The organism is Segatella copri (genome assembly GCF_019127135.1).
Classification (GTDB): Bacteria; Bacteroidota; Bacteroidia; order Bacteroidales; family Bacteroidaceae; genus Prevotella.
In genome coordinates this window covers 1-20791 of sequence record NZ_JAHOEA010000057.1, presented here as the reverse complement: position 1 = coordinate 20791, position 20791 = coordinate 1, and the positions used below count along the sequence as shown (strand labels likewise).

The following is a 20791-nucleotide window of genomic DNA, read 5'->3' as shown; positions in this document are numbered from 1 at the left end:
GTGGTTCAAGTACGGGCTGAAGGCCCAAAAGCTCCTAGCCCAGGGCATCGCCCTGGGTATAATGGCAATCAGCAAGGCGCCCTGTAAGGGCAAAAGCTTTGTATATTGCCAGGTATTTGAAAGCTTTTGCCCTTACAGGGCGACAGGTTTGCGCCCATAAACACCCAGGGCGATGCCCTGGGCTAGGAGCTTCTGCCCTTTCAGGGCGTGTGGGGCTTACTTGCGAAACTTCAGTAGTTGATAGTTAATTATTCAACAGCTTTACTAATCATAAAGTTCAAAGTTCAATATTCAAAGTTCAAAGTAAATGTTGTACCTGATTTTGGCCCTGGTGGCACTAGGATTGATTTCCGCAGTCTTCGGCATCATCTCTCATCGCAAGGGAGAGGATGAAGAGCCTTTGCAGGAAGGAGTTTCGTGCAATACCTGCAACGGAGAGAACTCCAAATGCGAACAGGAATGCATGATGGAAGCCGCCACCAAGGAAATAGAATACTACGATGACGAAGAACTAGACCGGTTTGCAGGAAGAGCTGCCGACGACTATACCGATGAGGAGGTAGAGGAATTCTCGGAAGTGCTCTATACGATGCAGCCAGACGAAGTGGCGGGATGGAACCGAAGTCTGATACTGAGAGGCATCAACCTGCCTAACCAGATCAAGGACGAAGTCATCAGTTTTTTAAGTTAAACATGCAATGCGCAATGCGTAACATACAATGCGCAAAGTTCAAAATTTAAAGTTCAAAGTAAAGACATGGATATACTGCAATATACATTTTTTCAGAACGCGCTGATTGGCGCCCTACTGGCAAGCATTCTGTGTGGCTTTGTAGGCACCTACATCGTCACACGCCGGCTGGTTTTCATCAGCGGTGGCATTACGCATGCCTCTTTTGGCGGCATCGGTATCGGCGTATTTGCAGGCATCAACCCTATACTCTCTGCCATGGTATTCGCCATTTTGAGTGCCTTCGGCGTGCAATGGGTATCACGGAAGAAAGATGTGCGCAAAGACTCTGCCATCGCCATGTTCTGGACCCTGGGCATGAGCGTGGGCATCATCTGCTGTTTCCTTACTCCTGGCTTCATGCCCGACCTGCCCTCTTTCCTCTTCGGAAGTATACTTGCCATCGACAGCACAGACCTCTGGCTTCTGGCAGGTCTTACCCTGTTTGTAGCATTGCTGTTCACCTTTCTGTTGCGTCCTATCCAGACCATCGCATTCGACAGCACCTTTGCCAAATCGCAACATCTGCCGGTTACTGCGATAGAATATATGATGATGACGCTCATCGCCATGACCATCGTGGCAACCATCAAGATGGTGGGCATCGTACTTGCTATCAGTCTGCTCACCATACCACAGATGACAGCCAACCTCTTCACCTACAGCTACAAGCGCATGATAGGAGCCAGCATCGTGATAGGCTGCATCGACTGCATCGTAGGCCTCTATGCCAGTTATCTGCTCAATGTACCATCAGGTGCAACCATCATCTTTGTCAGCATCATCCTGTTTGCAGCAGCTAGGATACTGGCAGCCAGAAAGCACTAAGGCTTTCACACGCTCTGAAAGAAAAATTTTAAAATAAAGAAGAAACTTATGTTGAAGCATTTCCCATTCAGAAACCTCTTGCCAGCTATGGTTGTCCTTGCCTTCGCAATGACCATGGCAGGATGCTCTACGCAGAAGAATACGGCGAAGAGCAGATGGTGGCATGCCTTCAACGCCCGATACAACACCTATTATAATGGTACCGTAGCCTATATAGAAGGCTCGCTCGAAAAGGAAAACGGAAATAAGGACAATTACTCAGAAATGATTCCTTATTATACTGTAGGCAACAAGAACAGCCGCGAACTGGGCAAGTCGAACTACGACCGCGCCATCGAGAAATGCGAGAAAGCCATTCACCAGCATAGCATCAAGCGCCGCCCGGTATGGGATAAGAAACGCCGCAAGACTGCCAAAGACCTGGAATGGCTGCAGCGCCGTGAATATAATCCGTTCCTCTGGAAGGCATGGATGCTGATGGGCCGTTCCCAGTTTTTTGAAGGCGATTTCCAGTCGGCAGCAGCCACTTTCGCCTATATGAGCCGTCTCTACGCCACCCAACCCGGCATTTACGGCAAGGCACGTGCCTGGCTCGCCAAGAGTTATCTCGAATCGGGATGGATATACGATGCCGAAGATGTTATCCGTAATATCGAGCGCGATTCCATCCACTGGCGTGCCCAAAAGGAATGGGACAAGACCTATGCCCTCTACTATCTGAAGACCGGACGCTATCAGGAAGCCGTTCCGTATCTCCGCAAAGCCATCGGCTATGAGATGCGACGCAAGCAGAAAGCCCGCCTCTGGTATCTGATGGGACAGGTAGAAGCACAACAGGGACATGCCCAGAATGCCTATCGCGCTTTCAAGCATGTCATACGCCTCAATCCACCTTACGAACTGGAGTTCAATGCCCGCATCTCCATGACCGAGGTACTGGCAACCAACAACTCTCGGAAGATGGTATCCAAATTGAAGCGAATGGCAGCGAGCGACAAGAACCAGGAATATCTCGACCAGGTTTATTATGCCATCGGCAACATACATCTCAACCAGGGCGATACCCTTCAGGCTATTGCTGCATACGAAAAAGGTGCCGCGAAATCAAGCCGCAACGGAGTTGAGAAAGGTGTATTGCTGCTGCATCTGGGCAATGTATACTGGCAATGCCACCGTTATGGCGATGCCAAGCGATGCTATGATGCAGCCATCGGACTCCTGGACCAGGACCGCAAAGACTACAAACAGCTCTCCGACCGTTCGAAGGTACTTGATGAACTGGTGCCTTATACTGACGCCATCCATCTGCAGGACTCCCTGCAATCGCTTGCCCGCATGAGCGAAACAGAACGGAATGTCGCCATTGACAAGGTGATAGATGCCCTGAAAAAGCAGGAAAAGGAAGAAAAGAGAAGACTTGCCGATCAGGAATTGGCAGAAAAACAAGACAACCAAAGTGCCGGCAGAAACAACGGCAATGGTAATAACAGCAGAAATAACAGGAATCAGGGAAACAGTAATGCCTCATCCGGCTTCGGAAACGGAGCTATGGGCAACGGCGGTTTCGGCAACAGCAATACCTGGTATTTCTATTCCCAATCTGCCGTAGCCCAAGGCAAACAGCAGTTTGAACGCCTCTGGGGCAAACGAAAGAACATAGACAACTGGCAGCGGAGCAACCAGACCGTAGTGGCCGATGCCAAAGGTGTAGAAGAAATGACCGACGAGCAGCGCGATTCGCTCCTCAACGAGGCACAGAAGAAAGACCTTGAGAAGGAGAAAGAGAAGAACCTGAGTGCAGAAGAAGATCCGCATCAGCGCGCCTACTATCTCGCTCAGATTCCGCTTACCGAAGAGAAGATGGCAGAAAGCAATCAGATTCTGGACGACGGCCTGCTGCATGCCGGCATCATCCTGAAAGATAAGCTCAATGATCTGGACGAAAGCGAACGCATGCTGCAGCGACTGGTAAAGAAGAACGCTACATACGAACATCTCGATGATGCCTACTATCACCTCTACCTGCTCTACAACATCCGGAAGCAGCCAGCCATCGCCAGCCGCTATCTCGACCTGTTGAAAGCGAATTATCCGGAGAGTCAATGGACCGCCCTGCTCACCTCTCCTTATTATGAGGAAGATGCGAAGATGGGCATTCATCTCGAAGACTCGCTCTATGCTGCCACCTACGATGCCTTCAAGGCTAACCTATATAATAAGGTGGTACACAACAGGGCTATCTCTGACAAGCGCTATCCTGAAGGAGCCAACCGCGACAAGTTCCTCTTTATCGGCGGACTCACCCAGCTCCACGAGGGTAATATCCAGGCTTGTCTTGATGATATGCAGCAGGTGGTAGAGAAATATCCGAACAGCCGACTCAGCGAAATGGCAGGAATGATTCTCAACGGAGTGAAAGCCGGCAGACAGCTCAAGGGCGGCACATTCGACCTGAGCAATGTATGGTCGCGCCGCAACGCCGTACTCAATGATGATATCAAATCCAAAGCAAAGGTATTCAGCATTGAGCGCAACGAGCCGTTCGTCTTCATGCTCGCCTACGTTCCCGATTCTGTAAACGAGAACCAGTTGCTCTTCGAGATGGCGAAATATAATTTTACCTCCTATCTCGTGCGAAATTTCGACCTCGTCATTGACGAGCAGAATGGTCTGCACCGCATGCAGGTAAAGGGATTCCGCAATTACGACGAAGCACGCCAGTATGCTAACGACATCTACCAGCATCAGGCCATCACCCAGCTCCTCTCAAAGGGAGCCCGCGGCATCGTCATCAGCGAACCAAACCTCCTGCTGCTGGGCACCAGTCTGAGCTACGACGATTATACCCTCTTCTATACCCAGCATCTGGCACCGCTGAAAATCAGCAAGGACCCACTGCTTGAAGAACCGGAAGAAATCATACAGCAGGAAAAGACGGATGATACAGAAGAAAATGAAGAAGAAACCGGAACTGCCGAAAGCGGAACAACCGGTGAAATAGAAACCGGAACTACCGGAACATTCGATAATGGTACAACCGGAACATTCAGTAACGGTACAACCGGAACATCCGAAAACGGAACAACCGGAACCCAAGAAACCGATGCGGATATAAAGGAAGAAAAAGCACCAAATACAACTTTCGACAACGACGACAGTCTGGATTTGGACAGCGAAGAATATGATTTAGATGGATTTTAGTGGACAGTCAGCTGGAGTATGATGATTTCGTCAGTATGTTTTGAGATAACTGAAGTTTCACAAGTCTTGCCCCACACGCTTTCCAAAAAGTAAAAAGGTAAAAAGGTAAAAGAGCCTAGCGGAATGTTAAGCTAGGGTGCTCTTTTTACCTTTTTACCTTTTTACTTTTTTACCTTTCAATGAGTTCCCAGTATCGCTGGGCAAGGTCATGGATGAACTTTCGTCCTCGCTCGGTCCATACAAGATAGGTATGTGTATAGGCTCTGCCCATCTTCTCCTGTCTGCCATCGCTCTTCGGGTCGAGGAAGGCACTGTAGCGGGTGCGGCTCTTGGCTAAACCCATGTGGGCGTAATCGGCATAAAGAAGATACTGACCGCTCTGGTAGTACTGGATATGCAGAGCACAGAGCGAGCGGTTCAGTTCCTGCGCAGTGATACCGAGTTCCTTCGCAATCTGCGTCGTGGTGAAGCAAGAAACGGAATCGAGCACGTTATCGCTATAAAGTGCCTTCGGCAGAAGATTACCCACCTGATTCTCCAACTGGATGATGTTATCACCACTCTTAGCGATGCGAAGCACCTGTTCATCCACAACATCATTGAGACGTCGGATTTCCGTATCCTGTTCGCCGATAAGTTTCTTCTGCTGCTCAATCTGCAGTCGCTGTTTCTTCAACAGATTCTCCTTCTCCTTGAGTGTAGCACGGAGGATTTCCTCCGCATGTCGGATTGTCTCCTCATCACTCTCGCCCTGCTGTACCGGGATGTAACCACCCGTCTTGCGAATCTGTGGCAGCACATCAGCCGTAACCCAGTTCTTGAACTTCACGGCAGTAGAAAGCTTGGAGCCGAGAACTAAAGCATAGAATCCGCTCTCGTTGACATAGAGCATCTGAGTGCGACGCATCGCAGTGGTTCCATCCTTCTTCAGACCGGTTGCTACCCATGCCCCTTGTTTTAAGGTGTCATGTTGGTTAACTAACTGATACACTGCGTTATATGATTTCTTATACCCCAGTATGTCACAGAGATCCTTTGCGCAGAACAATGGTTCCCCATTTTCATCGGTCAAGGTACGAATCTTACCGAATTCAGGGTTTTCAAACACGACAGCAACTGCTGCCTTCTTATCCATTTCTACTTTATTTGTATTTACTGACTTTACCATAATAATTTGTTTAATAAATAATCACTAACAATTAATCACTAATAAATAATCACTAACAATTAATCACTAATAAATAATCACTACATCACCGTAATCCAAATGCTCTCCTCCCGTTCCCTCGCTGCGGTAATGGCATTCATGAGCCGATGCAGCCAGATGCGGGAATTAAAGACGGCACCCTGTAATTTATTTTCACCTATCAGAATGCAGCCCTGCGTATCATCAGGATAATTACCGGCATGGATGCGGATGCCCTCAAAATCAGGAACACCCTGCACCAGCGGAAGCCACTTCTTAAACCTTGGCGATTTCGAGATAACAACAGGATACGAGCCTTCCGGTATCGCCGTATGACCCGGTATCTTGCGGGCTTTCTTACCCGATACCCTACTGTACCGACCATCCTCCTCTTCCGGTTTCAATTCGATACCAAGCAGATTTCTCCACGTAGGCTCCAAGGTATCACAGAAGTAATGTTCCTTGTCCAACTTCGCCTTATCGAAGCTATGCTCAAAGATACGCTTGTCTCCAATTTTTACCCCCGAACGCCAAGTACGTTTCACATCCTTATCGCTCAGGATATAAAGATGACCTATCGTATAAGTCTTCTTTTTTGCTATTCTTTTTACTACTATTTCCATAACTCAAACTCCATTAAGATTCTAATATTTTTACCTCTTTACCATCCTTGCGGTTACGTAGCTTTTCAAAACTGAATAACTGAATACTGATTACGTCACCCGTTACACCCTTAGGCGGAATCTTCCGGATATAGTTTCGGTTCACCCAATTACGCAACATAGAAGGAGTGCCCTTCTTGTCCATGCCCAACTGCGAGCGGAGATATTCTGCCTGCTGGAAATTAAAGACATCAGGCAACTGCTGCAACAGATTTGCCGGTCCACGCTTGCTCGATTTCTCGTTCGAAAAGTTCGCCCTCTTGATGGCATCACCAAAGAATCGCATCTTGCAGTAGAGGTCGTAACGCTCGCTCCAGCGGATGAACTCGTCAATCTCCGGTTCCCATTTGCAACCGTTCGCCACATACAGCACACACGCCTTCAGGTAGGCGATGACGTTGGCACGGAAAGAAAGATTCTCGTAAACCCGGTCCTGAGAGAGACGCGAGAACTCAGCATTCTCATCCTTCAGTTTAAGGGCAAGCTGGAATGCCTCAGGACAGTCAATCAGTCCCCTGGCGTTGTTCAGATTCTCGATATAAGGCTTCAGTGCCTCACGGTAAGCATCATCGTAATCGCCAAAGACAGGCATTTCATCACCGATTTCACGCTCCGGAATGGTACAGAAATTGATGCGGCTTATCGGACCATCTGTCAAAACTTTTGAGAAGTAATGCTGTCCTTTCTGGATGGTGGTAGATGCGTTCCAGTTGAATCGGATGGTTACACGCTCCGTAACGCTCGATATGCCCACGCGAGTCTGGCCGTACTGGTTGTCGCTATCTGAGGCAAGACACATGATACGGAAATGCTGGTTTCCGGTACCCTTCAGAGCATCAAACTGGTCCAGCTCATTGAGCGAAGTGTAAAGAAATCGTCCCTGCGCCTCAGCGGTACGCATCACGAATGCCGGATTGGTCATATCAGCATCAATCTCCTGGATAACGAGGTTGTCCGGTCGCTTGCGTTTGTCCTTATTGGCACCCTTGCGTATCATCTCCTCCTTCCATTCCTTCTCACGTTTCAGATTCTCGGCATCCCGTTTTCGAATATCCTCCATAATATAGTTAATCGGCTTATTAACAGATGATTTACCTGCACCCGTACCGGCAAGCAAACACGTAGACAATGTAGCCTCATGCACTACATTATCAATATATCGGAAGCTCGTCTGCCAGAGGTGTGTAGCGAGCGGTGGGAAGATAGCGTGCGCCACAGCCGGCTTATAAATCTCCGGTGTCCGAGATATCAGCAGTTCCACCAGTTTCGGCAGTTTCTCCGGCATCTCCGGCGGGTCAGGATAATCCTCGTCGCTACTTTGAACTTGGAGATATGAACTTTGAACTGCATGATTTGCGTTAGGGCTATTAACTGTTAACTGTAAACTATTAACTTGTTGGCTGGCCTGTTTTTCCGCCAGCGCATTCACCCTTATTATATCCCTCGACATCGGCTTGCAGCTGTCAGCATATTTCGCATAGAAATCATGTATCAGCTGATGGCAATCATCCTCCTGATAGTAGCTTGGCATTTTCGTCCTCACCACCTTCATCAATTCCTCCTCGCTCATCACCCTCGAAGCGCCGGCACTCATGATGGCGAGCAGCGAAGAGTGCCGAGACCCGACAGTATCTATCGCCATCCCTTCAAGCCCTGCCGACTGAACGAACAGATCAAAGGCTATCAGATTCTTCTCGCTGGCTTCCCCCAGTTCACCAGTGCCATAATTGCCTCCAGGATTCCCGAGATAAGAATCATCAGCATGATTGCTATTACCAGATTGGGCAGGCTGAACAGCAGTGCCAGCAGGAGCAGCATAATCGCCACGATTGCCCGAAAGTCTATTGTTTTGAACATTACTATTACTATTAACTGTTAACTGTAAACTATTAACTTTTGCATTCCCCCTTCCGTCCACGGTAAGCCCACGATTAAGGAACGCTTGTCTGCGAGCCTGTATCTCGCTCTCCGGCAGCACTGCGCACCACATTTTAGACCGGTAGATTTCCGAGTCTTTATCCGTCAGGAAAATCATTCTCTCAGGTGTGATGCAGCTCTCATCATAAGGCACGCCCAGTGCCTCACAATACGCCTTCTGCGTCTCTTCGATGGTCATCCCAATCGGCATTCTAATCCCGATATGCAGCTTCTTCCTGGCGCTATAGCAGAGATGCAGCAACGAGCCGTTCCATATCCCCGAAGAGCAGTTCAGCTCGCGCGCCTTCTCAATCGCCTTTTCCACATACTCCTTATCATCCACATCGATAATCGTCTGGAAGAGAAAGCTTTCCGGCATCGCATTCTCCTGTCTGCGCACATTATTCCTGAACATGCCGTAGTGCGGACAGAAGAAAGGCAGCTCGCTTTTCAGCCTCTCCTGCGCCTTCTTCACCGCCTGCGCATCGTTCAAATCCACTCCGTCAATCGGCAATTCACCCCGAATCTGCAGAATCATCTTTTTAACGGCAGCCGATTCAATCACCTTATCATAAGTATCCATGTGATAGGAAAAAACTTTTCCCTTATTTCCCTTACGATAAGGATTAATTGCCACTACATGTACTATCTCCATTTTACCTCCATCTTTTTATTAATCGAACACTTCGCTGTTAATCATGATATACCCGCTACCATAACTTACATTGATAGGCAGAATCAGCGAGTTATCAGAAATCTCGTCGACCCCGTTCGCCTCGAAGAGCGAAGCATTCTCGGCATCATTCAGTCTGCTCTTGACGAACCCTATTACCCATTTTGCCGCAATCTTCTCGGCAGCAACATGCCTGTCAACGAGGTCCTTCACCAGCTGTTCATCGCAGAAGTTGATATCCGCATTCACGTTCTCAGCCTCCGCTTCTTCCTTCCCCATTTCCTGGTTTTCGAAGAAGAGGTTATACTTGATTTTCATATTCTTCATCATCACGATGTTCAGATTTTTCAGTTCCCCCTCCGAGTCAGCAATCGTCTCATAGAGTTTCTGTACCGACTTCTTGAAAATCTTCTTCACATCCATCAGACAGTAATAGATTTTGCCTCCAATCACCACCACCCTCAGTTTTCCGTACTGCGAATGAGTAAAATAAAAAGGTTTCATTACTTTCATTTTCAATATTCCTTTTTTAAGAGTTGGGCGCTCCCACAACGGTTGATGTGCCTATACACAAAAGCCCCCGAAACTCAGACCACGTTGGTTCTGAATTCCGGGGGCAAAGGTACAACAAGATGCTGAAACCTACCTGGTACGTACCTGGTACGCGTACCAGGTACGAATTAAATTACGAAACGTTATCATCTACGCATAACAAACTAGCTAACAGACGTTTATCGATTTAGCAGTTTCTCCGATAAATCCAGACATCTGTTGCTGGTCCATCCCTTTATTATAGGCAGAGCGAAGATTCTCCTTGTCAATATTCCAAAAGGTACCGAACACTACCCATACATTCTGTATGCCGAGTTTGGTAGAAATCTGGAATGCGAGAACTGCAGTTTTAGTTACAGAGAGACCCTTAGGCTGGAAATGCTCATCAAGAAAGCCATGTATCGCCAAACTGGAGAGAACCATTAACCCCTGAGGATTAGCAAGAGATTCTGGCAGCGGACGGAATTTCTCTTCTGACTTTACCTTTTCTTCCTTTTTCTTAGGTCCATCACCATAATTTTCAATATACGTTGCATTATCGTGCAATTCGATTGTTCTATTATCACTCATGATTATTATGCTTTTAGATTCCATATAATTTACAATAAACTCACTGTCCAGACTTAAATAGACATCTGTTATAAAAATATATAGTGCCTTTATCCTCGACAGATTACGCTTGATTCGCGTACTTAAGTTTTCTTTCATATTGTATTATTATTGTAGTTGTTTTAAGTTTCTTGCCTCATTATAGCAGAGTATGAGTGTTTGCGCTAACAATTTATGAGGGCGTAAGCAGGCTGGAGTGCTGGTGATCGCCTCTTATCGTGAGGTGTGGGACCGATTCTACGTCATTTTTCCTTTTGTTGAGTATTTAAGTTTATAAAATGACCGAAAGATGCGTTTTTCAGTATCTAAGGCCGGTTAATTCTATCCTCCTCCCATTTTTCGAGATGCAAATATATAAAAAATATTAATACATACGCAAACCAAGTTTAATATTAACACAATTTTAACACAATTAGTAATAGAAAACAAGTTTTAAGCACAAGTATAGTATAAGTTAAACACAAAATCATCATCAGAAGTCGATATCAAGTAGGAGGAAAACACTTATCATAGGTATTTATATCTCCTATTTCGTGTCTGCAACATTTCTGTTGTGCAAGAAACATGTGCATATAACGTATAGATATAGAACCATATAGAGGAATATCAAACTGGCAGTCCTATCAGATTGAACACTTAAATTTTATCAGGCACCCAAAAAACAAATCTCAATGAAGGTGATTACAATATTGGGATTCTTTTCGTCTTTATGATAATCTTATTTGTTTGTAGCAGTATACTAACATCACGATACAGATGATTGGGAACAGACTATTTATGAAGTTAGATTAAAACATAAAAAAACAAACCTAAAAGAATCAATTATGAAGAAATTGAAAAATCCTGGCGCTATCTCAGGAATTACCTCTAAGGTAATGTTGGTTTCTACTATCTTGTTGACTCCAACAACTATGATGGCAGGTAAAATTCAAGGAGGAATTCAAACACCTCTTTCTGTAGTACAGCAGTCAAACTCCATCAATGGTACTATTGTTGATGAGACTGGTGAGCCGATGATTGGTGTAACCATCAAAAAGAAAGGTAGTGGTGTCGGTGCCATTACTGACATGGATGGCAAGTTTTCTGTAAACGTACCTGCTGGTACAGTCTTGGAAATCAGTTACACAGGTTATAAAACTCTTACTGTTTCTGCCAAGCAAAATATGGGAATCAAGATGGAGCCTGATGCTATAGGTCTTGAGGAGTTGGTTGTTGTAGGTTACGGTACACAGAAAAAACGTGACTTGACAGGTTCTGTAGTATCCGTTAAGAATGAAGATGTAGTAGTGGCTCCTACTTCCAACGTAATGGAGGCTTTGCAAGGTAAAATCGCAGGTCTTGATATTACAAAATCCAGTGGTCAGGTTGGTGGCGGAGTAAATATTTTGCTTCGCGGTTCTCGTTCTATCTATGGCGATAACAGTCCTTTGTTTATTATCGACGGACTGCCTGGAAGCTATGATGACATAAGCCCTAACGATATAGAGAGCATCGATGTATTGAAGGATGCTTCATCTACCGCCATCTATGGTTCAGCAGGTGCCAATGGTGTCATCATTATAACAACCAAGCGTGGAGCGAAGAATTCCAAGACAAAGGTTAATTTTGACGCTTTCTATGGTTGGAGTGGTTCTCCTGAGTACAAGAGTGGCATGACTGGTGAAGAATGGGTTAATTATTATACAGAGGCGTATAAATATAAAAATGGCGTAGCTCCAGCGAGCGTTTCAGACCTCTTCGGTGGTAACCAGGATTATGTAGATGCTTATAATGCAGGAAAATGGATAGACTGGGTAGATCAGGCTATGGATAATAGAGCTACGACTCAAAAATATTCACTTTCCATTCAGGGTGGAACTGACAAGACAAATGTGTACGCTTCATTGGTGTATAACCGTGACCAAGGATTACTGTCTAATGAGAAACTCAACAAATATTCTGTACGTTTGAACATCGATCAAAAGGTATTTGACTGGTTTAAGGCTGGTGTGTCGACCAATCTCAACTATAGCATCCGTAATCGCGGCGACAACAAGACATTCACAGGAGCATTGAGGGCTTTTCCTCTTGGTGATGTCTTTGATGAATTTGGTGAGTATAACTCTGAGTATATCAATAACCAATACTCTCCTATGGGCGATTATATCAAGAATCAGTATGACAATAATAATCGATATACCTATATCAATGCAATTGGTTATGCAGAGATTACTCCTTTCAAGGGATTGTCTTACCGTACTCAACTTAATGGTTCGTTAGGTCATGGCCGCCAGGGTACATATTGGGGCAATTTGTGTCATGCCAACAGACCTACATATGCAGGTTCGCCTCACGCACAGATACAAAACTCAGACAGTTATAGTTATACATGGGAGAATATTCTTTCATACAACTTCAGCATTGCTAATGACCATAACTTTGGTGTTACAGGCGTTACTTCTTGGCAGAAGAATTCTAATGAATATACAAATGCAGATGGTAGTGGCCAGGATTTGGACATATGGAAGTATTGGCGTTTGTTAGCAGCCAATAGCCAACGTGTAGAGTCAGGACTGACAACCACCCAAAAAATGTCATACGCCTTACGATTTAATTATTCCTATAAAGGTAAGTACCTCTTCACTTTCTCAAATCGCTGGGACGGTGTGTCATTCTTCTCTCCAGGTAAGAAATGGGATTCATTCCCTGCAGGAGCATTAGCTTGGCGCGTGTCAGACGAAAGTTTCATGAAAAGCTCAGAAAAGTGGCTTGACAACTTGAAACTCAGAGTGGGTGCAGGTATTACAGGTAATTCTGGTGGCGTAGGTGCTTATTCAACACAAACAAATGCCTATAAATACACTTCTGCCGGCATCACTATAAATGGCAACATGGTGCCGTTCACTCAATATACCGGTACCTATGGTAGTCCTTCTTTGGGATGGGAAAAATCTTATAATTGGAACTTCGGTATAGATATGGCTGTACTCAAAGGACGTCTTGATGGCAGTTTGGATTTCTTCACCACTAAAACACGTGGTTTGCTCTTCAAGCGTACTATGCCTGTAACAAGTGGCAGCACTGGCTGGGGCTCTCCTTTGGCTAGCTGGGAAAATATTGCCAAGACTAGCAACAAGGGTGTGGAGTTCACCATCAACAGCCGCAACATCGTTACCAAGGACTTCAAATGGAATACCACATTGACAGGAACTTGGAGCAAGGAAAAAATCGAGAGCTTACCTAATGGTGACTTGATTTCAGAGAATCTTTTCGTGGGTAAGCCTATTCATGCTATCTACGATTACAAGTATGCTGGCATCTGGGGTACTGATGCTTCACAGGAAGAACTTGATAAGTATGGCGTGAAACCTGGATGGGTAAAGGTTGAGACGATTGAGAAATTTGACGAAAATGGCAATGGTGACGGAGGTGCGCATAAGTACAGCCAGGATGACCGTCAGGTATTGGGACACGAGAATCCTAACTGGATTATTGGTCTTAACAATACTTTCGTCTATAAGGACTTCGACTTGACTATCTATGCAATGGGACGTTTCGGTCAGACTATCTATAGCAAAATGCTCGGTTCATATACAGCTAAGTCTGGAATTGGTACAAATCAAATTTCAGGTATAGACTATTGGACAGAAGAAAACCAAGGTGCTTATTATCCACGCCCTGGTAGTGGTGACGACCAAACGATTGGCAATACAGCCATCAATGTGTATGATGGTTCTTTCATCAAGATAAAGAACATCACATTGGGTTATACACTTCCAAAAAGCATCTCTAAGCATGCGCTTATGGAGAAGTGCCGTTTCTATTTTACTGCCTACAATCCTTGGATTTTCGCTATGGACAGTAAGTTGAAAGGTACAGATCCAGAAATGGGTGGCTCAGATACTTTCCCAACTTACAAGCAGTTTGTTTTTGGTATAAATATCACATTCTAAACAATTAAGAAAAATGAAAAAGATGAATTTTAAGAATATATTGTTCTCTGCAGCTCTCGCTGCTGGTGCGATGTCTTTAGCTTCGTGCTCTTTGGAAGAAGAAAACCCTGGTGGTTTTACCATGGAGAACATGGCAGCGAACTCGGTTGAGTCATACCAGACTTTGCTTAATCAGTGCTATTTTGGTATGGAACGTTTCTTGTATGGTACGGATGGTTTCATGGAATTGACAGAAGGTGATACAGACCTCTGGACTTACCAGGGAAATCAGAATACTTCCTATACTCAGTATTTTTGGTTCTTCGCAGGTGCAGCACCTAACACCACCTATACAAACGGTATCTGGAACTCTCTCTATGATGGTATTGGCAGTTGCAATATGGCTATCAGTTTGGCAAATAAAGCCCCTTTTAAAACTGAGGCTGAGAAAAATGCTAAAGTTGCAGAAGCAAGATTCTTGCGTGCTATCTATTATTTCAATGCTGTAGAGCAGTTTGGTGGAGTTACCATGATTACTGAACCGGCTAGCTCTATGAATTTTGCTCCTACCCGTACAGAACCTCTAACGATTTATAAGGACATCATCATTCCTGACTTGGAATTTGCGGTGGAATGGCTGGATAAAGGCAATGACGCAACTACTACACAGCCTACCAAAAAAGCTGCACTTGGAATGTTGGCAAAAGTTTGTCTGCAGACCAAAGAGTATGCTACGGATGAGTATATACCTGAGGCACTTGATGCTGCTAAAAAGCTGATAACTGACTGTGAGTCGGGTGGCTCTACATATGGTGCTTACATGTATCCTACATATGAGGAGGTTTTTGCTGAGAAAAATAATAAAGAAAATAAGGAGGCTCTATGGAAGCATCGCTGGTATGCTGGCAGCGATGGACATGGTTCTAGTAATGGTAACTTCAAATTGAATCGTAACAATGAGAAGTTCCTCTGTAATATCAATAAGTTTGGTGCTCGTGAAGACAATCAGACTAGCCGTCTAACATGGGAAGGCAGCCAGGCTGGTATCTTCATGCCAACTCAGTATTTGCTCAATCTATATGTACAGCAGGATGGAACACTAGACCCACGTTTTCATAAGTCTTTCACTACTCAGTGGAACGCAAACAGGAATTATGAGTGGGACGAAAGTTCAAAGAACAACTTTGGTAAGGAAGATGCCATTGTCGGCAAGAAGCTGAATACAGGCGACTTGGCCATCAAAATCGTGATGCCTCAGGATGCAGATTATGCAGCGGAAGTAAGTAAGAAAGCTACAGCCAACTACTTAGTAGTAGATTATAAGGATGTATATGATGATGCAAATAAGAATGTGATAACCGAGCGTGGCGCAGGTGAAAACATGTTCCGCTACTTCTATCCATCTCTTAACAAGCATAATAGCAGCAACTATTATGTTGCTAATGCCAACAAAAAACGTAATGGAAACTTGAATGCTACATTCATCATACGCATGGCTGAGATTTACCTCATTGCAGCAGAGGCTGATATCTACCTAAATGGTGGGTCTAACGCTATGGGCTATATTAATAAGGTTCGCCAACGTGCAGGGGCTACCCCTCTCACTGGTTCAGCTTCTGTTCGTACAGTATTGGATGAACGTGGTCGTGAGTTATGTGGTGAATACTGCCGCTTCTATGATTTGAAGCGCACAGGTATGTTCAAGGACAATTCATATCTACAGGCTACACATCCAGACTTGGCTAGGTATTTCAAACCAGAGTATGCTCTTCGTCCAATTTCAACAACCTTTACAAATGGTATTATTAATGGCGCAGAATACCAGAATCCTGGTTATTGATTTTTTTAGATTTAACTAATATATACTCGAGTAGGAGGTGAATGCTGATAATAGGTGTTTATCTCCTACAATCTTATGATTCCCAACACAGCCAGGGCAATCTTCTGTTTTACAATAAATTCAGTCATATATCTTCTCCATTTAAGATAGACTAAATTTACTTCCTCAATCTTGAAAGAAGAGGTGGTATACGATTTTTTTAATGATTCTCAGAAAAGTATACAAAAAAAAGGGAAAAAGTGAGCAATTTACGTTACTCGCCTTCTTCCCCTTACTTTTATAATTTTACGGTAGGTGCATCGCTCTGCACAATCCTTATTTCATCGCAATCTTGATAGAATCCTTACCCACTTTGGCGATAACCAAAGACTCGGAAACAGCATAAGAGGCAGCACCGTTGGCTGCAACCGTAGAGCCGAGATACTTGCTGTCAGCAGCGAAGAACTTCACCACCTCGCATAAGAGATAATTATTCTTTCGTATCTACATTAACTTCCACCAAATACTTAATCGGTTTGATGTTCACTTTACATGGTTCACTAACAAAAGGATTTCCCATATCCCATATACGAGGGTTTTGCGCAACGTCAAATACCATAACTATAGAATAAGCACTACCATATTTTCTAGCATGGTCTAATTCGTTTTGCGTGAGAACAAACGACAAACTATTGCTTGAAGCCTTGGTTGTCTTTACCTCTATATAATGTTCCCTTCCATTTTGGTCAAAGGAGAGTATATCAAAACCATAATCATCGCTTTCCAACGAGACTCTTCTTATTTGAGAGACCAAATCTTCTGACAGCCCCCATTTTCTGGCTTTTTCGATTTCATTTGCAAGAACTAATTTCTCGCCAATATCTCCTGTTTCCTGGTTTCTCTTCTGTTGGTCACTATAATCAATACCATCTTTAGAGCGGATTCTATCTTTTCTCTCCTTAGCATCAATAGGATCTTCTGGCTTGGAAACCATGTCAAGATGCACTTCTTTGGCAGGAACATCACTATGATTTTCTGATTCACTTATTTTTGAAATAAGTTTGTCTTTTTTGGCTCTGTCATCAACCTTATCACTAGAATATTCTTTATGTCGAGCATTATTCAACATTATTTTTCTAGAGTCATTGGTATCTCTGTAATATTGTATAGCTGCATAAATCAACGTCTTACACATATCTTTCTGTTCTTCTGGTAATGTATAGGCATAATCTATGATGCTGTCAATATTGAATTCAAAAAAATAATCACAGATAAACTGTTGATAGAAGGGGATTTCTGATTTTGCCTTTACACATGCAATAACTCCTTTATCAAATGACTCCGAGAACACACCATCCGGTAATCTTCTATTGTCAAATTCGTTTAACAGATAATCATAATTACTATGAATTTTCAGCTTATAAGCTTCAGCTCTTTTCTTATTGAAAAGCTCTTTGCTTAATATATTCAGAACTTTCCATTTATCTTGCGATATATTTTCTTGGGCATAAAGATGCCTAGCTATCTCTTCTGGGCTATAGCCTTTCAGGAAAGACAGCTTCTTGAATCTCTTATACGACAGAATATCTTCGTATGTAACATCCTTATATATACCACTAAAAGACTTTTCTTTACTCATAGTGTTTCTTTTTAGCTAAAACTGATATTTATACAGACCTTAATTACCTTAAAACTATTTGAGCAAACTATCGTAACAATGTGAATTTCCTCTAAAATTATCTTTCCTCCATACTTGCATGCAAGAGCCATCAGCTGTTACATGAATATTTATTTTGCTATCAGCATTATAATGATCTGCACCATCAGCCTTAGTTAGATTCTTATGCACAAACCAACTAGGTGTATAATCATCATCACCGCTACTACAAGAAACAACGGATGCCCCAGCGAGTATCATTATTGCAAAACATAACTTCTTCATAATCTCATTATTTTAATATATAAAAATAAAGTCAATAATAATTCTATGTATAATTTTTCATTCATGACACTCAAAACTATTATTCTTCCTTTGCAAGGACAATTTGAGCACATTGATGTTGTCCTAATAAATACACATATAATAACCTTCTATCAGTAATGTGACAAACGACTATAATATTACTAATCTTTTATTCCACACACGTGTTTTACTATGTATGCAAAACCAATGAGTGCAACAGATGACACGAAAGAGGCAATACCAATGAGTACTCTTTCCATTGCAGCCCCAACCCTGAAGTCAGAACCAAATAAAGCTGTATACAGATTGCCTAGTACAATCAGTATTGATATGACTGTGGCAATATGCCCAGCTATCATAAGAATCTTTACTACTAATTTATCACTCATATCGTTCTCGCTTAACCGTGTTGCGTAGGGCTTTTATTATTACTATAGGAGCCGAAGTTCCCAGTTTTGGCTAATCGGAGCCATTTTTAAAATCCCCTCCTACCCTCACGGGCAAGAGAGGACGCTCATTTAAACAAAATCTAGTATGATTACTAGAAATATATTATTTTCCGCACTTGATAACTTCGAACACACGATGCTCTCTGTCGTCGGAAAGTCTATTACCTTCTTCATCGCATATGTGGCCATCTTCGTTGACCCATAGCTTCTGGTTGAACATCTCTTCGCACATTCCCAGGATTTTAAGATATTCCTGTGCCTCGAAGATGACGTTCTTGCCATCACGCTCTGCCATCTTGAAGTTCTCGATAAGATCTGGATTCAGGTCAGGTGCAGTGATATCGTACTCATCCATTTCATCGTGATAGTGGATGTTGAGTATCTCCAACTCTTCCACCATTGCGGAGTTCGTACCAATCTCGCCAGTCAGAGCCTTCATAATGGTCTCCTTTTCTAGCTTTTCGTACTTCTTCCGACACTCATTGATGAGTTTATTCAACTCTTCTGCTGTATAATCTTCTACCATATTCGTTATATTTTAATTGGTTGATAATAGACAATAAGTTCTTCCCTTGTCATACCTTTAAGAAGTTCCTTATAAGCTACTGCATCTTCCCGACTTATATGATTTTATGCTAGATGCACGCTCTGCACAATCCTTATTTCATTGCAATCTTGATAGAATCCTTACCCACCTTGGCGATAACCAAAGACTCGGAAACGGCATAAGAGGCAGCACCGTTGGCTGCAACCGTAGAGCCGAGATACTTGCCGTCAGCAGCGAAGTTACTCCTCGCACATTACAGGATTAATTAAAGTATCCATCATCGCCAAGAGTTTTCTTCTGTTTTTGTTGCGTGGTAGCTTTCTTCGTATGGATACCATTCATTATCTCAGAATAATCTGAGACAATCTTCTTCATGAGATAGTGAACGACAGGAACAGCCTTGGAAATGCCGGGGTCATGTGTTACCGAAAATGCAGCCACGGAGATCATTCGTTTCTCCAGGCAGTTCCTTATCCTTTCAGCTGCAGTAACTGGCTCTCCGACATTCCTGTTATTTCCATCACCGTGGCAGCATCCATACCATTCGCCAGCATCTTTCTGGCAATTTCCAGGTTTCGCTTGTTCATGCCCTTTTCCATGCCTTCAGCCAAGCCCTTTTCCATGCCTTCAGCCAAGCCCTTTTCCATGCCTTCAGCCAAGCCCTTTTCCATGCCTTCAGCCAGGCCCTCTTCTTTACCTTCTCGCTTGGCGGTATCTATCGAATTCTTGATATCACGATATGCCATCTTGCTGGCTTCATACTCCCGCTGCTCCTGTGGAGTGAATTTTGCAATCTCGGCTTCTTCGAATAGGCGGTCGAAGACCTTGTCGCATAACGCCTTAGGGCGCTGAGTAAGCTTGTAGAGATTCTTCAGGGCATAGAGCCACTTGTCGTAGAGCGTTTCCAACTCGTCCAGCGATTTGTTGAACTTGGCGATTTCCACGTAGATAAACTCCAGCTTATCGTAAAAAATCTTGTGCGTGGCAGTATCGCACAACTGCACATGATGGCGGATTTCTTCCTTATTGAAGGCTTCCTCGTTCATATTGAAGTTGAGCAGGGCAATGGTGTAGATATGGTTGAGCTTGAAATCCCATTCATTACCCTTGGGAGCCTGCTCACGGATAGGGAAGGTGGAATAGAACAGGGCACGATCCTTGAAGTAAGTCTGGTATGCATTCTGCATTTCCACAATGAACTTCTCGCCGTTTGCTCCTTCGCAATATACGTCGAAGATGGCCTTGCGGTCGGTATAGATATCGCCCACTTTCTCCGGATTCAGATACTTCACGTCCTTAACAACCTGTCTTCCGTTGAACAAGCTGTTGAGGAAACAGATCAGCAAATCCTTGTTGGGAGCTGATCCAAAAATTCGCTTGAAACCGAAATCGGTCAACAAACTGATATATCTTTCTTCTACCTGCTTCATAATCCCAATGTTATTAATATTTCTATTGCATCAGCAAAGTTACGATTTTATTTTCATATCTGCAAGAGTTTTCTGATAAAAATTGAGAAAATGTTTATAAGTGCGCAAAAATATAAGAAAGATAAAATGGTATCCGGTTATTCGGATTCTTTTGTATCTTCGCGAAATAGAATCAAAAGAAAAGAATTATGAAGAAAGTATCAAATGACATGAGATGGTTCGTTGAAATGTTATTTTTATATACCAGCAACTACCCATACACCTTAAAACAGGGGGCATGGGTAAGACCATCCGTATTCAGTATTCAGTTATTC

At 43.8% G+C, this 20791-nt stretch carries 17 protein-coding genes; 5 read left to right on the top strand and 12 right to left on the bottom strand.

Annotated features, from left to right (window positions below):
- The first annotated feature begins 307 nt into the window (after positions 1-307).
- The 3 genes from KSW37_RS12750 (at position 308) to KSW37_RS12740 (ending at position 4759) form a co-directional block, all read left to right on the top strand.
- Positions 308-691, top strand: a complete 384-nt coding sequence (locus KSW37_RS12750) for a hypothetical protein (protein WP_200757095.1) — start codon at positions 308-310, stop codon at positions 689-691.
- A 66-nt stretch (positions 692-757) separates the two neighbouring features.
- Positions 758-1558: a metal ABC transporter permease gene (locus KSW37_RS12745; RefSeq protein ID WP_022122084.1), complete on the top strand. Its 801-nt coding sequence runs from the start codon at positions 758-760 to the stop codon at positions 1556-1558.
- Positions 1559-1606: 48 nt separating this feature from the next.
- Positions 1607-4759: a tetratricopeptide repeat protein gene (locus KSW37_RS12740; protein WP_217314759.1), complete on the top strand. Its 3153-nt coding sequence runs from the start codon at positions 1607-1609 to the stop codon at positions 4757-4759.
- 169 nt (positions 4760-4928) lie between these two features.
- Here the strand turns inward: KSW37_RS12740 and KSW37_RS12735 are convergent, their stop codons facing one another.
- From KSW37_RS12735 to KSW37_RS12715, 5 genes are all read right to left on the bottom strand, one after another.
- Positions 4929-5894 (bottom strand): phage antirepressor, encoded by a 966-nt coding sequence (locus tag KSW37_RS12735; protein ID WP_254368649.1) that lies wholly within the window; start codon positions 5892-5894, stop codon positions 4929-4931.
- Between the two features lie 113 nt (positions 5895-6007).
- Positions 6008-6568 (bottom strand): DUF5675 family protein, encoded by a 561-nt coding sequence (locus KSW37_RS12730; protein WP_217314757.1) that lies wholly within the window; start codon positions 6566-6568, stop codon positions 6008-6010.
- A gap of 13 nt (positions 6569-6581) precedes the next feature.
- Positions 6582-9179, bottom strand: a complete 2598-nt coding sequence (locus KSW37_RS12725) for a hypothetical protein (protein WP_217314756.1) — start codon at positions 9177-9179, stop codon at positions 6582-6584.
- Between the two features lie 18 nt (positions 9180-9197).
- Complete coding sequence (locus KSW37_RS12720) at positions 9198-9710, bottom strand: spore coat protein (protein WP_217314755.1); 513 nt, start codon at positions 9708-9710, stop codon at positions 9198-9200.
- A 207-nt stretch (positions 9711-9917) separates the two neighbouring features.
- Complete coding sequence (locus KSW37_RS12715) at positions 9918-10319, bottom strand: hypothetical protein (RefSeq protein ID WP_217314754.1); 402 nt, start codon at positions 10317-10319, stop codon at positions 9918-9920.
- Positions 10320-11269: 950 nt separating this feature from the next.
- On the opposite strand from KSW37_RS12715, the gene KSW37_RS12710 reads away from it, so the two are divergent.
- Together KSW37_RS12710 and KSW37_RS12705 are read left to right on the top strand one after the other, a co-directional pair.
- Positions 11270-14290 carry a SusC/RagA family TonB-linked outer membrane protein gene (locus KSW37_RS12710; protein WP_262897848.1) on the top strand — a complete coding sequence of 1007 codons (3021 nt, stop codon included), beginning with the start codon at positions 11270-11272 and terminating at the stop codon, positions 14288-14290.
- Positions 14291-14303: 13 nt separating this feature from the next.
- Positions 14304-16109 carry a RagB/SusD family nutrient uptake outer membrane protein gene (locus KSW37_RS12705; RefSeq protein ID WP_217314753.1) on the top strand — a complete coding sequence of 602 codons (1806 nt, stop codon included), beginning with the start codon at positions 14304-14306 and terminating at the stop codon, positions 16107-16109.
- 315 nt (positions 16110-16424) lie between these two features.
- On the opposite strand, the gene KSW37_RS12700 is transcribed toward KSW37_RS12705, so the two are convergent.
- From KSW37_RS12700 to KSW37_RS12670, 7 genes are all read right to left on the bottom strand, one after another.
- Complete coding sequence (locus tag KSW37_RS12700) at positions 16425-16562, bottom strand: hypothetical protein (protein ID WP_217314752.1); 138 nt, start codon at positions 16560-16562, stop codon at positions 16425-16427.
- Between the two features lie 16 nt (positions 16563-16578).
- Entirely contained in the window at positions 16579-17727 is a 1149-nt protein-coding gene (locus KSW37_RS12695) for a DUF3883 domain-containing protein (protein ID WP_217314751.1), read from the bottom strand.
- A 54-nt stretch (positions 17728-17781) separates the two neighbouring features.
- Complete coding sequence (locus KSW37_RS12690) at positions 17782-18030, bottom strand: hypothetical protein (protein ID WP_151202088.1); 249 nt, start codon at positions 18028-18030, stop codon at positions 17782-17784.
- A gap of 182 nt (positions 18031-18212) precedes the next feature.
- A complete protein-coding gene (locus KSW37_RS12685) occupies positions 18213-18440 on the bottom strand; it encodes a hypothetical protein (protein WP_006849098.1) in 228 nt (75 codons plus the stop codon).
- 163 nt (positions 18441-18603) lie between these two features.
- On the bottom strand, positions 18604-19026 hold the full coding sequence (locus KSW37_RS12680; protein WP_217314750.1) for a hypothetical protein: 423 nt from the start codon (positions 19024-19026) through the stop codon (positions 18604-18606).
- 282 nt (positions 19027-19308) lie between these two features.
- Positions 19309-19488, bottom strand: a complete 180-nt coding sequence (locus KSW37_RS12675; protein WP_217314749.1) for a hypothetical protein — start codon at positions 19486-19488, stop codon at positions 19309-19311.
- Between the two features lie 29 nt (positions 19489-19517).
- Positions 19518-20477 carry an Rpn family recombination-promoting nuclease/putative transposase gene (locus KSW37_RS12670; protein WP_217314748.1) on the bottom strand — a complete coding sequence of 320 codons (960 nt, stop codon included), beginning with the start codon at positions 20475-20477 and terminating at the stop codon, positions 19518-19520.
- Positions 20478-20791: the final 314 nt, after the last annotated feature.

What these genes read in the sequence shown, in the direction of transcription:
- KSW37_RS12750 (WP_200757095.1), top strand. Translation starts at nt 308, where the DNA reads ATGTTGTACCTGATTTTGGCCCTGGTGGCACTAGGATTGATTTCCGCA.
- KSW37_RS12745 (WP_022122084.1), top strand. Translation starts at nt 758, where the DNA reads ATGGATATACTGCAATATACATTTTTTCAGAACGCGCTGATTGGCGCC.
- KSW37_RS12740 (WP_217314759.1), top strand. Translation starts at nt 1,607, where the DNA reads ATGTTGAAGCATTTCCCATTCAGAAACCTCTTGCCAGCTATGGTTGTC.
- KSW37_RS12735 (WP_254368649.1), bottom strand. Translation starts at nt 5,894, where the DNA reads ATGGATAAGAAGGCAGCAGTTGCTGTCGTGTTTGAAAACCCTGAATTC.
- KSW37_RS12730 (WP_217314757.1), bottom strand. Translation starts at nt 6,568, where the DNA reads ATGGAAATAGTAGTAAAAAGAATAGCAAAAAAGAAGACTTATACGATA.
- KSW37_RS12725 (WP_217314756.1), bottom strand. Translation starts at nt 9,179, where the DNA reads ATGGAGATAGTACATGTAGTGGCAATTAATCCTTATCGTAAGGGAAAT.
- KSW37_RS12720 (WP_217314755.1), bottom strand. Translation starts at nt 9,710, where the DNA reads ATGAAAGTAATGAAACCTTTTTATTTTACTCATTCGCAGTACGGAAAA.
- KSW37_RS12715 (WP_217314754.1), bottom strand. Translation starts at nt 10,319, where the DNA reads ATGAGTGATAATAGAACAATCGAATTGCACGATAATGCAACGTATATT.
- KSW37_RS12710 (WP_262897848.1), top strand. Translation starts at nt 11,270, where the DNA reads ATGATGGCAGGTAAAATTCAAGGAGGAATTCAAACACCTCTTTCTGTA.
- KSW37_RS12705 (WP_217314753.1), top strand. Translation starts at nt 14,304, where the DNA reads ATGAAAAAGATGAATTTTAAGAATATATTGTTCTCTGCAGCTCTCGCT.
- KSW37_RS12695 (WP_217314751.1), bottom strand. Translation starts at nt 17,727, where the DNA reads ATGAGTAAAGAAAAGTCTTTTAGTGGTATATATAAGGATGTTACATAC.
- KSW37_RS12690 (WP_151202088.1), bottom strand. Translation starts at nt 18,030, where the DNA reads ATGAAGAAGTTATGTTTTGCAATAATGATACTCGCTGGGGCATCCGTT.
- KSW37_RS12685 (WP_006849098.1), bottom strand. Translation starts at nt 18,440, where the DNA reads ATGAGTGATAAATTAGTAGTAAAGATTCTTATGATAGCTGGGCATATT.
- KSW37_RS12680 (WP_217314750.1), bottom strand. Translation starts at nt 19,026, where the DNA reads ATGGTAGAAGATTATACAGCAGAAGAGTTGAATAAACTCATCAATGAG.
- KSW37_RS12670 (WP_217314748.1), bottom strand. Translation starts at nt 20,477, where the DNA reads ATGAAGCAGGTAGAAGAAAGATATATCAGTTTGTTGACCGATTTCGGT.